Origin of the sequence: Brevibacterium aurantiacum (genome assembly GCF_900169065.1) — a bacterium.
Taxonomy (GTDB): Bacteria; Actinomycetota; Actinomycetes; order Actinomycetales; family Brevibacteriaceae; genus Brevibacterium; species Brevibacterium aurantiacum.
Genome location: NZ_FXZB01000005.1, coordinates 117527 through 131428 on the forward strand (window position 1 = coordinate 117527; position 13902 = coordinate 131428).

General features: G+C 63.5%; 15 protein-coding genes. 7 read left to right on the forward strand and 8 right to left on the reverse strand.

Going from position 1 to position 13902, the window contains the following annotated elements; genetic code table 11:
- Positions 1–33: 33 nt before the first annotated feature.
- Positions 34–693: a ribosome hibernation-promoting factor, HPF/YfiA family gene (hpf, locus tag BAUR9175_RS04885; RefSeq protein WP_069599903.1), complete on the forward strand. Its 660-nt coding sequence runs from the start codon at positions 34–36 to the stop codon at positions 691–693.
- Positions 694–821: 128 nt separating this feature from the next.
- Here the strand turns inward: hpf and BAUR9175_RS04890 are convergent, their stop codons facing one another.
- The 4 genes from BAUR9175_RS04890 to BAUR9175_RS04905 all read right to left on the reverse strand — a co-directional run bounded on the left by BAUR9175_RS04890 (position 822) and on the right by BAUR9175_RS04905 (position 4417).
- Positions 822–1886, reverse strand: coding sequence for a DUF418 domain-containing protein (locus tag BAUR9175_RS04890; protein WP_101583115.1), 1065 nt, complete (start codon positions 1884–1886; stop codon positions 822–824).
- Between the two features lie 85 nt (positions 1887–1971).
- Entirely contained in the window at positions 1972–2613 is a 642-nt protein-coding gene (locus BAUR9175_RS04895; RefSeq protein WP_101583116.1) for a response regulator, read from the reverse strand.
- A gap of 37 nt (positions 2614–2650) precedes the next feature.
- The gene (locus BAUR9175_RS04900; protein ID WP_101583118.1) at positions 2651–3793 is read right to left on the reverse strand and encodes a sensor histidine kinase; all 1143 of its coding nucleotides are present in this window, start codon (positions 3791–3793) and stop codon (positions 2651–2653) included.
- Between the two features lie 60 nt (positions 3794–3853).
- A complete protein-coding gene (locus tag BAUR9175_RS04905; RefSeq protein ID WP_096160916.1) occupies positions 3854–4417 on the reverse strand; it encodes a hypothetical protein in 564 nt (187 codons plus the stop codon).
- A gap of 161 nt (positions 4418–4578) precedes the next feature.
- Here BAUR9175_RS04905 and BAUR9175_RS04910 point away from each other — a divergent pair, with 161 nt between their 5' ends.
- The gene (locus BAUR9175_RS04910) at positions 4579–5823 is read left to right on the forward strand and encodes a winged helix-turn-helix domain-containing protein (RefSeq protein ID WP_101583146.1); all 1245 of its coding nucleotides are present in this window, start codon (positions 4579–4581) and stop codon (positions 5821–5823) included.
- A 54-nt stretch (positions 5824–5877) separates the two neighbouring features.
- Entirely contained in the window at positions 5878–8574 is a 2697-nt protein-coding gene (gene secA / locus BAUR9175_RS04915; RefSeq protein ID WP_009884692.1) for a preprotein translocase subunit SecA, read from the forward strand.
- 22 nt (positions 8575–8596) lie between these two features.
- On the opposite strand, the gene BAUR9175_RS04920 is transcribed toward secA, so the two are convergent.
- Together BAUR9175_RS04920 and BAUR9175_RS04925 are read right to left on the reverse strand one after the other, a co-directional pair.
- Complete coding sequence (locus BAUR9175_RS04920) at positions 8597–9064, reverse strand: Rv3235 family protein (protein WP_069599908.1); 468 nt, start codon at positions 9062–9064, stop codon at positions 8597–8599.
- Positions 9061–9879 carry a LysM peptidoglycan-binding domain-containing protein gene (locus BAUR9175_RS04925; protein ID WP_069599909.1) on the reverse strand — a complete coding sequence of 273 codons (819 nt, stop codon included), beginning with the start codon at positions 9877–9879 and terminating at the stop codon, positions 9061–9063. The genes BAUR9175_RS04920 and BAUR9175_RS04925 overlap by 4 nt, the downstream gene beginning before the upstream one ends.
- A gap of 148 nt (positions 9880–10027) precedes the next feature.
- On the opposite strand from BAUR9175_RS04925, the gene BAUR9175_RS04930 reads away from it, so the two are divergent.
- Positions 10028–10543 (forward strand): hypothetical protein, encoded by a 516-nt coding sequence (locus BAUR9175_RS04930; protein WP_009884688.1) that lies wholly within the window; start codon positions 10028–10030, stop codon positions 10541–10543.
- Between the two features lie 32 nt (positions 10544–10575).
- On the opposite strand, the gene BAUR9175_RS04935 is transcribed toward BAUR9175_RS04930, so the two are convergent.
- The gene (locus tag BAUR9175_RS04935) at positions 10576–10797 is read right to left on the reverse strand and encodes a helix-turn-helix domain-containing protein (protein WP_009884687.1); all 222 of its coding nucleotides are present in this window, start codon (positions 10795–10797) and stop codon (positions 10576–10578) included.
- Between the two features lie 140 nt (positions 10798–10937).
- Here BAUR9175_RS04935 and BAUR9175_RS04940 point away from each other — a divergent pair, with 140 nt between their 5' ends.
- Genes BAUR9175_RS04940 through BAUR9175_RS04950 form a run of 3 tightly spaced genes read left to right on the forward strand, consistent with a single transcriptional unit; the run spans position 10938 to position 13282 of the window.
- Entirely contained in the window at positions 10938–11588 is a 651-nt protein-coding gene (locus BAUR9175_RS04940; RefSeq protein WP_009884686.1) for an SAF domain-containing protein, read from the forward strand.
- Complete coding sequence (locus BAUR9175_RS04945; RefSeq protein WP_101583120.1) at positions 11585–12805, forward strand: CpaE/TadZ family protein; 1221 nt, start codon at positions 11585–11587, stop codon at positions 12803–12805. The genes BAUR9175_RS04940 and BAUR9175_RS04945 overlap by 4 nt, the downstream gene beginning before the upstream one ends.
- A 9-nt stretch (positions 12806–12814) precedes the next feature.
- Complete coding sequence (locus BAUR9175_RS04950) at positions 12815–13282, forward strand: DUF6912 family protein (protein ID WP_096158589.1); 468 nt, start codon at positions 12815–12817, stop codon at positions 13280–13282.
- 41 nt (positions 13283–13323) lie between these two features.
- Here the strand turns inward: BAUR9175_RS04950 and BAUR9175_RS04955 are convergent, their stop codons facing one another.
- Entirely contained in the window at positions 13324–13788 is a 465-nt protein-coding gene (locus BAUR9175_RS04955; RefSeq protein ID WP_009884683.1) for a DUF2505 domain-containing protein, read from the reverse strand.
- Positions 13789–13902: the final 114 nt, after the last annotated feature.

Consider the following 13902-nt stretch of genomic DNA (forward strand, 5'->3'; position numbering starts at 1 on the left):
TGAATCCGAAGAACGAGTCGCTAAGGACGCATCATGGACATTGTTGTCAACGGACGTCAACTGACCATCTCCGACAGTTTTCGGGCCCACATTGAGGACAAGATCGCCAAGGTCGAGCAGCTCGCACCGCGAGCGCAACGAGTCGAAGTGCACGTTGCTCACGAGAAGAACTCTCGTCAGCCCGAAACCAGCGAACGAGTCGAACTCACTGTAGTGGCGAAGGGACCGGCCATTCGCGCCGAAGCCATGGCAAGCGACAAGTATGCGGCATTGGATCTGGCCTGGGCGAAGCTCGTCGAACGATTACGGCGTGCCAGGGACCGCAACAAGGTTCCTCGAGCCGGCCACCATCGGAAGGAATCGACCGCAGAGGCACTCGCGAAGATGCCCGTGGCCGATTCGCTCGTCCCCGAGGAGGGCGAGGCGATCGACGCGAACGCGTCCGCGAACAACGATCAGACGAACGGTCGGATCAAGGCTGAAGGCGATTCGCCGGTGGTTCTGCGTGAGAAGACGTTCAACGGCTCACCCATCGGCATCGAGGAAGCACTCAACCGGATGGAGCTCGTCGGACACGACTTCTACCTGTTCATCGACGAGGAGTCGAGCAAACCCTCCGTCGTCTACCGCCGCAAGGGCTGGAGCTACGGGGTCATCGCCCTTGACCCGGAGCTCGAGCCAGTCGCCGACTGAGCCGAAATCGACAGTGCTGACTCAGGCTGAGGGGCACTGATTCGAACTCAGATAAGAATACGAACACGATCGCCGAGGTGGGAGGGCCCACCTCGGCGATCTGTGTCTGTGGATATGTCGGTGGTGTTTCAGGCTCGTGTACCCTCACGTCCCCAGGTGACCAGTCGCCACAGCCTCTCCAAGGGGCCCTGCCCGACGAAGCGCAGCCATAGTGCGGAGATGATGATCTGGATGATCATGATGCCGAGGCAGATGAGGACGCCTGCCAGGTATCCGCCATGGTCATCGAACTGGGTCAGGTCGGGCTCAATGGCCTTCACGCCCAGAATGAGCAGTGTGGCTCCGATGTAGTTGCTCAGCGCCATCCGACCCAGCTGTGCGAAGACCTGCCTCAGAACCGCCTCGGCGGGGGTGAGCATGAGCAGCATGACGATGACGACGAGGCACAGGGCCATGGTGATGCCGAGGCCGGCTGTGATCCACATGTGCACCTGGCGGGTGATGTAGTCGGTGAGCAGGAATCCGGTGACGGAGATGGCGGCGCTTGCGGCTCCGATCAGGGCCAGCCGGCCGGGATGGCGCAGTGCGCGGCGGATGGTGTCTGCGTAGCCGGCGGCGAATCCGAGCAGGAAGAGTCCGGGGATGATCACTTGGCCACCGCCGAACCAGACTCCGGCGGCCAGGAGGACCCCTCCGGCGATCGATGTGGTCGCGGCCAGCGCGCGGGCTGGAATCCACGTCGCGGGCAGAAGGATGACGATCGCGACGATCGCATAGGGCAGCAGAGCCTCACCGGGCTGCAGGAACGCGTGGCCGACGCCGAGGAGGGCCAGGAACAGGAAGCGGCGCAGCAGTGCGAACCTGGGTCTGGGACTGCGGGCCCTGGCCGAGTTCCACATGATGCCGAAGCCGATGCCGAAGAGCAGAGAGAAGATCGGGAAGAACCTGTTCTGCACGAAGTCCTGTTCGAACCTGTAGAAGCTCTGGACAGCGCCGGTCTCGGTGACTGCGTCAAGGCCGAACAGCGGCGGCAGATTGACGATCATGATGCCGCACAGCGCAATACCGCGTATGACGTCGAGGGCCGCGATGCGGGATCTGGCCGGAGTGCGCGAGCTGCGGGGCTCGGTCGTGGTGCGTGCGGGGGAGTCGGTCGGTGCTGTGGACGGGTGGTCGCTGGTGTCTGAACTCATGTGTTCCATCCTGGTTCACCCCGCCCGCCGCCGACATCGGCACAATGGCCGGACTCCGCGATCAGGGGTCAGCCATTCGGCCGATTCATCGCCCCGCGTTCATTGCCCCGGACTCCCACATTCGTGCAGCGATCTCGACCCGGTTGCGGGCACCCAGGCGCGTCTGGATGCTGCCCAGATGAGACTTCACGGTCCCCAGCGAGATATAGAGCTCGGCACAGATCTCCTGGTTCGTCCGCCCCCGTGCCACGAGGCGAGCGACGTCGTTCTCCCTCTCGCTGAGACCGGCTACAGGGTCCTCGCCCGTTCTGGTGTCCTGGGCGCGGCGGCTGAGCAGATCCAGGGTCAGCGACGGTGAGATCAGCGCGTCGCCGTTCGCGGCGGCCCTGACTGCGGCCAGCAGCAGGTCCGGGCCGGCATCCTTGAGGAGGAATCCGCTGGCACCACCGGCCAGAGCCGCATCGACGTAGTCGTCATCGTCGAATGTCGTGACCATGATGACCTTGGAGATCGGTGTCAGCCGAGGGAGGGCGGCGAGCCCGTCGAGCTTGGGCATGCGAATGTCGAGGAGGATGACATCGGGGTGTTCGCGTTTGGCCAAGGCGATGGCATCGACCCCGTCAGAAGCCTGCCCGACCACGGTGATCGACTCATCGGCGTCGAGGATGAGGGAGAACCCCATCCGCACCATTTCCTGATCATCGACCAGCGCCACCGTAATCACGATCGTCCTCCGTCGGCTCGTGTCGGACTCATCCCTGAACTCACGGGTTCAAGGGTAGCCGAGTCTCAAGCACCCAGCCCCCGTCGTGACTGGGCCCGGCGAACAGATCCCCGCCGAGGTGGTCGACCCGTGTGCGCAGCCCGTGGAGCCCGGTTCCGCTGCCGGCCCCGATCCCACCAGCACCGGTCCCGCCTGCACTGGGGCCGTTGATCACGGTGAGGATGATGTCACGACGTGACCCGTCATCGGGCATCGCCGAGGTGGTGGTGAGCAGCCGGACCGTGATCGGGACGCGGGACCCGGCATGGCGACGGATGTTCGTCAGTGCCTCGGCCAGCACCCGGTCGAGGACGGGCCAGATGGTGGTGGGGACCGCATCGGTATCGGTGCCGTTGAGGTCGAGGGAGAGGTCCTCAGCCTCGGCGAAGCCATTCGCCCGGTCGACGAGCCCCTGGAGGCCGGAGACGACGGGGGACCGGGCACCGGAATTGCCGGGGACGGACGTGGTGTCTGAGACCAACGACCGGATCTCCTCCAAGGCACGTGTGCCTGACTCCTCGATCTTGGACAGGGCAGTCCTGAGTATCCCGGCGTCCTCGCTGCGGGCCGCGGCTTGGGAGAGGACGACGATCCCGGTCACCTCGTGGGCGACCAGATCGTGGAGTTCGGTGGCCATCCGACGTCGCTCCGCCTCGGCGGCGGTGGCCTGACGTTCGAGCAGGGACCGGTCGACCATGCGCAGCAGGAGCCCCAGGGACAGACTCGCCACGATCACCGTCGAGGCACCGAAGGCGAAGGTGATCCCGTCGGGTATGAGGCCGGGGACGACGACGTTGCCCACCGAGAGCAGGATGAGCAGCAGCAGCTGGAGGCCAGTGGAGAACCAGCGGGAGAGCATGACCACAGTCACCAGGCTCAGCCACATCACAGTCGGGCTCAGGGTCGACGCTGCCGCGACCGGGATGAGCGCGAGGATCAGAGCGAGCGCGGCGAACGGCAGCAGTGAGATCTGAGGCCTCGTGACCCCGGCGGCAGCTCTTTGGGTGCGGATGAGGATCGGGAGCGCGGTGGCCAGCGCAAACAGATCGGCGATGATCACCAGCCAGCCCGAGCCGGTGAGCGCCTCTAAAGCGAAGGTCAGAGGCAGGGGGAGGAGCCACAGCCACGTGATCACAGTCTTCATCGCGTCCCAGTCTAATCGGGGAAGGTGCCCACCGGTGGGGTGGAACTTCAGGTCGTGGGCCTACTGGTCGTTGTCGTGGGAGGAGTCGTATTCGAGTTCGACGACCACGCCGGTCTTGGTTACGGCTGCTCCGTGCTCGCTCACGCCTTCCTCGACTTCGATCTCGCCGGCCAGTTGTCCGTCGGCGAACAGTCGCAGCGTGCGGTCCTTGACCTCGGAGGTGTAGGTGACCTTTGTGCCGTTGACCATCGCGGAGTCGGTGAACGATCCGTCCGCGCGCTCATTCGGGTCGACGTCTCCTGCGGGATGGTCGAAGGTCACGAAGCGTGTGAGACGGTCTGCCCGACCGTGGCTGAGACGGTGGACGAGCAGCTGGTCCTTGTTGGTCCCGGCCTGCAGCGCAAGATCGACGTAGGTGAGGTCCACGGAGTCCTGGATGGCGAAGAGGATGTATGGGCGACCATGGACGTCGATCCCGGTGGAGTCGACTCCCTGGTCAGCGAGATAGTCCTCGACCTGGTTTTCGAGTGAGAGCTTCGACTGGTGTTCCCAGACGAAGAGTCCTCCGATGGCAATGGCGATGATGCCGATAGCAGCGGCGAGAGCGATGATGGCCTTCTTCATGATCTGTCCTGGTTCCTATCGTGGGGGAGTCGTGGGCGTCGTGGTGACAATGACCATCCTTCCGGCAGACGGTCGTGCCGCCTTCGGCCGAACGGCTGGTTCAGATCGGCCGGATGGACGGATTTCCGTACCGTGTCAGTGCGGTGGCCTACTGTGGGTCCATGCAGAAGATGACACTGTCGGCGGCGCGCAGGACTGCAATCGCTGCAACGGGCCTCGACCGGCCGCGCCCGGCCCAGGTGACGGCACGACACCTGAAATCGACCTTTGCCAGATTGGGTCTGACCCAGATCGACTCGGTCTCACGCGTCGTCCGATCCCACTACCTGCCCTTCTTCTCGCGTCTGGGTCCGTATCCGCGGGAGACCCTCGACCGCCTCCTCTACTCAGCACCTCGAATGGGCGTCGAGTACTGGGCCCACGCGGCGGCGTTCGTTCCGCCTGAGACCTGGCGCCACTTCGAGCAGAGTCGCACCGAGTGGTGGCGCAATGACTACGGGCAGCGGCATCCGGAGACGGGTGCGGCGTTCCGCGAACTCCAGGCTTCCGTCCTCGATGCCTTGGAAGACGGACCAAAGACCGCGCGTGGAGTCGCCGATGTCGTCGATCATGAGATCCCCGAACGGCATCGCGGCCATTGGGGGTGGAATCCCAGCCAGGTCAAGATGGCTCTTGAGGCGCTGTTCGCCGGGGGAACAGTGAGCGCCACCGGCCGCAATGATCATTTCGAACGCATCTATGCGCTGCCGCGCGACGTCAGCGATGTCCTGCCGCAGACGTCCCTGGCCTATGGGCCGAGTCAGACACCGGAGCTGAGCCTCGTCGATCCGGCGGCTTCTCGTCAGCGGGGCATCTCAGGCACGGAGAACAACGTCCTCGAGCTCACGAGGATCGCCGCGAGAGCCCTGGGTATCGCGCGTCCGGGCTGCGTGGCGGACTACTTCCGCCAGCAGCGCGCACCCACGGACGAGGCGATCAGGACTCTGCTGGAGACCGGCGAGCTCATCGAAGTCGACGTCGAGGGCACCCGTGCTCTGAAGTGGCACACAGCGAGGACCCCGCGCCGAGTCGACGCACGGGCGCTGCTGGTCCCGTTCGACCCCCTGGTCTTCTACCGTCCGCGGATCGAATGGCTCTTCGACTTCCACTATCGGATCGAGATCTACACTCCGGCCAAGGACCGAGTGCACGGGTACTATGTGCTGCCGTTCCTCCTCGGCGAACGCCTCGTCGGTCGAGTCGACCTGCACCGGGACCAGGCAGCCGATACGCTCCGGGCGCTGAAGGTGACGTGGGAGCCCGGTGAAGAGCATCAAGAGGAACTGGCGCTGGAGCTGTGCGAAATGGCGAAGTGGCTCGGATTGGGTGCCGTGGATATGAGCGGTACTCACCTGCCATTAAGCTAGGGAATATAGAGTCGTTCGAGTTGTTGTCAGGCATTCATGCCGATTAGGAGAAAAGTGGCTAATTTCCTCGAGAAGCTTCTGCGCACCGGTGAGGGACGCACGCTGAAGAAACTCCGCCAGTACACGGAAGCGATCAATGCGCTGTCCGAGGAGTTCAGCGAGATGTCAGACGCTGAACTGCGAGAGGAAACAGATCGTTTCAAGAAGCGCTATCAGGAGGGGGAGACCCTCGACTCGCTGCTTCCGGAAGCCTTCGCCGCGGTGCGTGAGGCCTCGGGCCGCACCCTGGGCATGCGCCACTTCGACGTCCAGCTCATGGGCGGGGCGGCACTGCACTTGGGCAACATCGCCGAGATGAAGACCGGTGAAGGCAAGACGCTCGTCGCCACGGCACCGGCCTATCTCAATGCGCTCACCGGCGGGTCCGTGCACGTCATCACGGTCAACGACTACCTGGCGACCTATCAGTCCGAACTCATGGGCCGTGTGTTCCGGTTCCTCGGTATGGAGACAGGCTGCATCCAGGCGAACATGTCCTCGGACAACCGTCGCAAACAGTACGCCGCAGACATCACCTACGGGACGAACAATGAGTTCGGCTTCGACTACCTGCGCGACAACATGGCCTGGTCGGCCGACGAACTGGTCCAGCGCGGACACGCCTTCGCGATCGTCGACGAGGTCGACTCGATCCTCATCGACGAGGCGCGCACCCCGCTCATCATCTCCGGTCCAGCAGAAGGCGACGGCAACCGCTGGTACGAAGAGTTCGCCAAGGTCGTCAAGCGCCTCAAGACCGACCGTGACTACGAAGTCGATGAGAAGAAGCGCACCGTGGGTGTGCTCGAACCCGGCATCGAACGAGTCGAGGACTACCTGGGCATCGGCAACCTCTACGATGCGGAGAACACCCCGCTGATCAGCTTCCTCAACAACGCGATCCGCGCGAAGGAGCTCTTCAAGAAGGACAAAGACTATGTGATCCTCGACGGCGAAGTGCTCATCGTCGATGAACACACCGGTCGTGTGCTCAAGGGACGTCGCTACAACGAGGGTCTGCATCAGGCCATCGAGGCCAAGGAGAACGTCAAGGTCCAGGCTGAGAACCAGACCCTGGCGACGATCACCCTGCAGAACTTCTTCCGTCTCTACGACAAGCTCTCGGGCATGACCGGTACAGCCGAGACCGAAGCTGCTGAGTTCATGTCGACCTATAAGCTCGGCGTGGTCCCGATCCCGACGAACAAGCCGATGCAGCGCATCGACCAGTCCGACCTCGTGTACAAGAACGAGGTCGCGAAGTTCGACGCCGTCGTCGACGACATCGCCGAACGCCACGAGACCGGACAGCCGGTGCTAGTGGGCACCACCAGCGTGGAGAAGAGCGAATACCTCTCCAAGCACCTGAAGAAGCGCGGCATCCGTCATGAGGTGCTCAACGCGAAGAACCACGCGGGTGAGGCCTCTATCGTGGCAATGGCCGGTCGGAAAGACGCTGTGACAGTGGCGACGAACATGGCCGGCCGCGGTACCGACATCATGCTCGGCGGCAACGCCGAGTTCATCGCCGTGGCCGAGATGGAGAAGCGGGGCTTGGACCCGCAGGAAGACGCAGAGCAGTACGAAGCGGAATGGCAGGACGTCCTCAAAGCCGCAGAGAAGCGAGTCAAGAGCGAAGCCGAAGAGGTCGTCGAGGCCGGTGGCCTGTACGTCCTGGGCACCGAACGTCACGAATCCCGGCGCATCGACAACCAGCTGCGGGGACGTTCGGGACGTCAGGGTGACCCCGGCGAGAGCCGCTTCTACCTCTCACTGACCGATGATCTGATGCGACTCTTCGGCTCCGGTGCCGCTGAACGGATCATGGCCACCGCCAATGTTCCCGACGACGTCCCGCTGGAATCCAAGATGGTCTCCAGAGCGATCCTCTCCGCGCAGTCGCAGATCGAACAGCGCAATGCCGAACAGCGCAAGAACGTCCTCAAATACGATGACGTGCTCAACCGCCAGCGCACAGTGATCTACGACGAGCGTCGCAGCGTTCTCGACGGGGCGGACCTGGAAGACCAGGTCTCGAAGTTCCGCGAGGAGGTCATCGACGCCTATGTCGCCGAGGCGACCACCGGTCCGGTCGAGGACTGGAAGGTGGGCGAACTCTTCGAAGCACTAGGCAAGATCTATCAGCCCTCCATCACCGAAGAGGACCTGGCCGACGAGGTCGGCGGAATCGGAAACCTGACGAAGAACCGTCTCAATCGTGAGATCCAGTCCGACATCGAGGTGTTCTACGAGCAGCGCGAAGAGGCTCTGGGCGAAGAGGCAACCCGTGAACTCGAACGACGGGTCGTGCTCTCGGTCATCGATAAACGGTGGCGCGAACACCTCTACGAGATGGACTACCTGAAGAACGGCATCGGTCTGCGGGCCATGGCGCAGAAGGATCCGCTGGTGGAATACCAGCGCGAAGGCTTCGACATGTTCAAGACCATGCAGGATGGGATCAAGGAGGACGTCGTCCGCCTCACCAATACCCTGGAAGTGACCGTGAACCGGGCCGACGATGCAGCCGACGATGACTCCGAGGTCGAGGTCGATGCGGCAGAGCTGCGTCACACCACGCCCAAGATGCAGCTGTCCGCTCCGTCCGAGGACGGCTCATCCTCGATGTCTGAGTCCGAGGGTGACGAGGCCGGAGCCGAGCAGCCGGCCAACCGTGCCGAGCGTCGTGCGAAGAAGAAGGCGAAGAGCTGATTCTTCGGCTCTGACAACGAATTCACATCGTCTGCAGAGCAGTCATCGTCCACCGGGTGGTGAGCAGTTCCAAGCGAATTGCCACCGCCCGGAAGCGACTCTGGGTGCGGACGATGACAGTGACTTCGGCGACGTCACCGGTGACACGACAGACTCGCGCATTGCCAGCCTGCAGCGTTCGAGATGGCCCGAGCTCACCCACCGGCTTGGCCGGCGCCACCTCGGCACGCAGCTGGGCCCGCTGATCGATCTTCTCCAGCAGTCCCCGGTCGACCCAACGGGAGATGGAATCGCTGCGCCGTATGCCAGCGAAGATCTCCAAGCACGCCACCGCCAATGAGGTTGCGGTGGCTGCGATGCGGCTGTCATCCCGATCCGCTGCGACCTGGGTCGTCTTTGCCGCTGGGGCAGTGCCGATCCGGTTCTGTCGTGAGTTGGCAGGTGGCGTGTTTGCCACTCGTGGGCGTGAAAGCACCAGTGGGGCGGTCATGGCTGGATCTCCAATCGTTGGCCGGGCATGATGAGGTTCGGATTCGTGCCGATGACGTCCTTGTTTGCTGAGTAGATGTCATCGACGATGTCTTGGGCGGTGCCACCGGATGAGGGCTGGCTGATTGCGATCGACCACAGGCTTTCCCCGACGCCGACGATATGAACGCCGACCTCGTCGTCGGCACCTGGTGGAGCCGAGTCGTCGCTGTCTGCAGCTGGGTCAGGACTGTCTGGATCAGGGTCAGGGGCACCGGTGTCGGCCGCTGGTCCACCCTGGTCAGGGGAGGGAGGACGCGTCGGACCTGATGAGTCGGAGTCAGCAGGCGGTGGAACTGTCGGCCAGCCGGGGTCCAGCGAGGGATCGTCGGCGACTGCAGTCGGCCAGCCCGGATCGAGCGCGGCACTCGGCCCGTCCGGATCGGGCGCGGCACTCGGTGCGGCATTCGTTGCGGCAGCGGCGGCGTAGTGAGCGTCTCGTGGAGGTGCGCCCTCCGGCAGGGGAGAGGCCTGTGCCGCGTGAAGCGTCAGGCTCGCCGAGGCCACAGCGAGAACACTCGAACGCAGCACGGCGGGCACGATGCGCAGGACCGTCCCTGTGGCCAGTGTTCTCACCCGACCTCGGGGCAGGAGCCTGATCAGCATCGTCAGCAGAGACACCACACCGAGCCGAGACGACAGCGCCGCAGCTGTGCCGACGATGATGAGGATGACGAGATCGGTGGTGCTGCGTGGCTCTGGGAGCTGAACCCACGCGGTGATGAACGCACCGATCAGACAGAGCCACGAGATGGTGCAAGCTGCCAGCAGATACATGAAAGCGATCCTTCATTGGAAACGTACACCAATGATGTCGGTAGATAACGTTTGATGTCAATAGACAAATATAACTACAGTAGTGTAGTTCTCATGTACGGGTCGGAATCCCTTGCCTCACGCTCGTCACTGCGGCAGGCTTCAGATCATGGACGATCGGATCGACGCTCTCCTTGCGGATGTCGAAGCAATGCACGCGTCTCGGGAGATCCACGCCAGGCGTGGGGAGTTCGGTGATGAACTCGCGGTCCATGCTGCGCAGCGCACCCTGCTCGAGCGGATGCGTGGAACGCTCGGTCAGCCGGTTCAGGTAGTGGTTGCTGACCGGGAGATATCCGGGACCGCCGTGTTCCTGGGCGATGGAATCTTCGTCATCGCCGGCGTCGAGACAGTGGTCGTGGCCATCGACTCGATTCGAGAGATTCGCACCCGTTCCCGACGGCACAGATACGAACCCGGTGCCTTGGAGCGGTTGGGGATGGCGTCTGCGCTGAGGCGCCTGGCCGCCGATCACGAGGAGATCTCGCTGGAATTGGCGGGGGATGGTGGGACTATTCGTGGGCGCAGCGACATGGTCGCCGCCGACTATGTTGAGATCTCAGGCCGGATCATTCCGCACCGAGCGATCGTGCTGGTGCGTGCCAGGACCAACCCATTCGCCTAGGCAGTGCTGACGGTTCGAGCGCTGCGGTGCGCTCAGTCTTCGAGCGAGCCGGTCTTGATCTCGTGCTCGGTGCGTTCATACATCCGCTGGATGTACGCTTCGATCTCGGTCTTCTCCACACGCCACTGTCCGCGTCCGCCGACTTTGATGGCGCGCAGGTCGCCGGTGCGGACCAGGGCCCGCGCCTGAGCGATCGAGACATTGAGCAGATCGGCCACATCGGTGAGCGGCAGGAAGCGATTTTCGACGACCATGAGGGCCCCTTCTCATCCCAGGTGACTGATTGCTTGGTGACTAATTTTGCCAAAACCATTGCTTTGACCTCGTTTGGTGTTCAATACTATCACTCAGAAACAGTTCCTGTCATGGGAAATTTTCCAAAGGTGGAGATGCAATGGAGCTCTCAAAACGAATTCGTCGGCCCAAGTGGACCGATGCCAGACTGCTGGTCGGAGCGGTCCTCGTCGTCGTGGCCATCGTCGCGACCTATCTGCTCATCAGCGCCGCGAATGCGACGACCCGCGTGTGGGCCAGCGCCTCGCCTCTGGTCCCAGGTCAGGTGGTCAGTGCGGACGATCTGACGATTGCGGAGGTGAACCTGGCAGACATCGGAGACAAGTACCTCTCGGCCGACGCAGGAATCCCGGATCGCTCGAGTGTGCGCACGGTCATCGCCGCCGGTGAGCTGCTGCCAGCCTCGGCGCTGGCGCCCGTCGCGGAACTCGACGGCAGAATTGTGGCCATCGATGTCGCGGGCTCTGTCCCGACGGTCGTGGACACCGGCAGCCTGGTCGATGTCTGGGCGCAGCCGGAGTCGAAGGGGCTCGATGATGAGGGCATCGACCCAGAGCAGATCGTGACCTCGGCACCGGTGTCGAACATCTCCCGTGAGGTGGGCAGCTTCGGTGTCGGAGACGGTGCCAGGATCGAGGTCTTCGTCGCCAGCACTGAACTCTCCGATGTCCTCGGAGCCCTCGACGGCAACAGCGTGCTCTCCGTTGTCGGCGCCCCCGCTGAAGTCAAGGCCGAGGGCGGCCAGTCATGACGCAGGTCCTCCTGGCTGTGGACTTCGAATTCGATCTCATCCTGTTCGAACTCCTCAGTGAGGTCGACGATGTCACCATCGTCGCCCGCCCCGCGGACGAGGTCGAACTGCTCGCATTGTGTCGGACCGGCAGCGCCGACGTCGTCATCGTCGGGCAGTATTTTCCGGGCCTCGACGCGCAGGTCATCGCATCGATCCTGGCAACGGGGACGGCGGTGCTGGGGTTCGGCAATGACACCGCGGCATTGACGGCACTCGGCATCAGCACCAGCGTCCCGTCGAATGCCGATGCTGAGACCGTCGCCCAGGCGCTCAACGACACTCGCGACTCCACTGTTGTTCCGCCGCGGCCCATCGCCCCACCTGGGTCGGCGAGCGGTCAGGGACATATCGTCACGGTCTGGGGAACCGGCTCCTCTCCGGGTCGCACGCTCACGGCGGTCAACCTCGGCGATGATGGGGCCAGACAAGGGCATCGCAGCGTCGTCGTCGATGCCGACACAGTAGCCGCGATGGTGGCAACGACCCTGGGGTTGACGGAGGAGTCGGCACACTTGGCAAGCCTCTGCCGACTCGAGGCGGAGAAGGCGCCGCCCCTGGACGTCTCCGGCGTTCCGCGTGCTGCGATACGCGAGGACTTCCATGCCATCACCGGTTTGACCAGGCCCGACAGGTGGCCGGAAGTGCGCGCTTCGGTCCTCACCGCGGTGCTGGCTCGCCTGGCGAAGATGTTCGACCTCGTGGTCGTCGACGTCTCCGACCGAGTCGACCCCGACGATGACTTCGCCGATCCGTTCTACGACCGGCACTGTGCGACCCGGGCTGCTCTCGACGCCGCCGACACGGTGCTCGTCCTCGCTGCCGGAGATCCGATCGGACTGCAGAGGCTCGTCAAACTGCTGGGCACCGACAGAGTGGAGTCGCTGGGTTCGAGAATGCGCATCGGCATCACGAAGGTCCGCTCGTCAGCCGTCGGCCACCCCGCCGAGGGGCGAATCCGGGAAGTGCTGTCCAGGTTCGTCCGTCGGGATCCCGACTTCATCTTCAGCGAAGATCGTGTGACGACCGATGCCGCCATGTTGGCCGGACACACGCTCCACGAGGAGAATCCGAAATCCGTGCTCAGCCAGGAGTACGCTGCCGCGGTGGCCGAACTGCTCCCGGCACGAAAGCGCTCTAGGAAGACAGGTTCGGGGCGCAGGGTGAAGTCCCTTTAAGATTGGAGCATGTCGATTCGCTGCTACATCCCGACCACACTGGACGCACTTCGCCGAGGACTCGCCTCCGTGCATGCGGTCGCCCCCGACGCCCACGGTCGAGGGCTGGGCGGAGATGAACTTGAGGCGCGAGAGTTCGACGCTCTCTACATTGCGGCCGCACTGGCCGCCACCCAGTCATTCGAGGACGGTCCCGCAGACATCCAAGAGCCCTCGCCACGCGCCGTCGTCGCCTACGACGCACCCGATGCAACTGCCGGTGAGGAACTCGTCGACGGCTTCGACCTGCTCAGCCTTCCCGAGGTCGACATGACCTCGATCGTGAGCATCCACATCGACGAGGTCGAGGTCTGGGAAGAAGCTGCCAAGATCGGGGCCGACGGCGGACACGAAGCGGCAGAGGACCACCTCGGCGACTCAGATCTGCTCTGGTACGACGCGACCGAGCTTCCCGAGCTGCTGCGCGAACGCAGCTGAGACCGGACGCGGACATAGCTGAGACCGGGCGCGCCGCAGTCTCAGGCGCGTTCGAGCTTGTTCAGCCGATCGTCGAGACGGTTCTGCAGAATAGGCACCACGGCCTGTTCGATCATCGACCCGAACAGGGGAATCGAGGAGCTGATCTCGGCGCGCACCGACAGCGAAGTTCCCGCGTCCTTCTGGGTCAGCGTGATGAGCGCATCGATCTCAACGGGCACTCCGGCCGCGTGGGCGGTCATCCTGATCTCCGCGCTGTCACCGATGACGTCGCCGGGAATCATGTAGACCTCAACGAGTTCGGCATCCGCCGGCAGGTGGGAGGCCAGGGCCGAGGGCATCTCATCCTTGGGCAGCGGCGTCTTCACCGTCACCTCGGTGTCGGGATCGATTCGTTCTGCCTGGGCTTCATATCCCAGTGACTGCCACGTCGAGGCGTCGGCAAGCCTGAGAAGAAAATCGGACAGAGATTCCGAGTAATCATGGTTGAGAGTCAGAGTTCGCATAGCTCCAGTTTGCCAGTAGTTCATCGTCCTGACCCAGCATCGCCGTCGGCGTGCCTTTCTGGGCATTACGGCATAGTGTGGGTGATGGCGGTTCGACGTCGAATCGCAGTAAAT

Bases quoted from the DNA above. Each gene is read 5' to 3' on its own strand.
- hpf (WP_069599903.1), top strand. From the start codon at position 34: ATGGACATTGTTGTCAACGGACGTCAACTGACCATCTCCGACAGTTTT.
- BAUR9175_RS04890 (WP_101583115.1), bottom strand. From the start codon at position 1,886: ATGAGTTCAGACACCAGCGACCACCCGTCCACAGCACCGACCGACTCC.
- BAUR9175_RS04900 (WP_101583118.1), bottom strand. From the start codon at position 3,793: ATGAAGACTGTGATCACGTGGCTGTGGCTCCTCCCCCTGCCTCTGACC.
- BAUR9175_RS04905 (WP_096160916.1), bottom strand. From the start codon at position 4,417: ATGAAGAAGGCCATCATCGCTCTCGCCGCTGCTATCGGCATCATCGCC.
- BAUR9175_RS04910 (WP_101583146.1), top strand. From the start codon at position 4,579: ATGCAGAAGATGACACTGTCGGCGGCGCGCAGGACTGCAATCGCTGCA.
- BAUR9175_RS04920 (WP_069599908.1), bottom strand. From the start codon at position 9,064: ATGACCGCCCCACTGGTGCTTTCACGCCCACGAGTGGCAAACACGCCA.
- BAUR9175_RS04925 (WP_069599909.1), bottom strand. From the start codon at position 9,879: ATGTATCTGCTGGCAGCTTGCACCATCTCGTGGCTCTGTCTGATCGGT.
- BAUR9175_RS04930 (WP_009884688.1), top strand. From the start codon at position 10,028: ATGGACGATCGGATCGACGCTCTCCTTGCGGATGTCGAAGCAATGCAC.
- BAUR9175_RS04935 (WP_009884687.1), bottom strand. From the start codon at position 10,797: ATGGTCGTCGAAAATCGCTTCCTGCCGCTCACCGATGTGGCCGATCTG.
- BAUR9175_RS04940 (WP_009884686.1), top strand. From the start codon at position 10,938: ATGGAGCTCTCAAAACGAATTCGTCGGCCCAAGTGGACCGATGCCAGA.
- BAUR9175_RS04945 (WP_101583120.1), top strand. From the start codon at position 11,585: ATGACGCAGGTCCTCCTGGCTGTGGACTTCGAATTCGATCTCATCCTG.
- BAUR9175_RS04950 (WP_096158589.1), top strand. From the start codon at position 12,815: ATGTCGATTCGCTGCTACATCCCGACCACACTGGACGCACTTCGCCGA.
- BAUR9175_RS04955 (WP_009884683.1), bottom strand. From the start codon at position 13,788: ATGCGAACTCTGACTCTCAACCATGATTACTCGGAATCTCTGTCCGAT.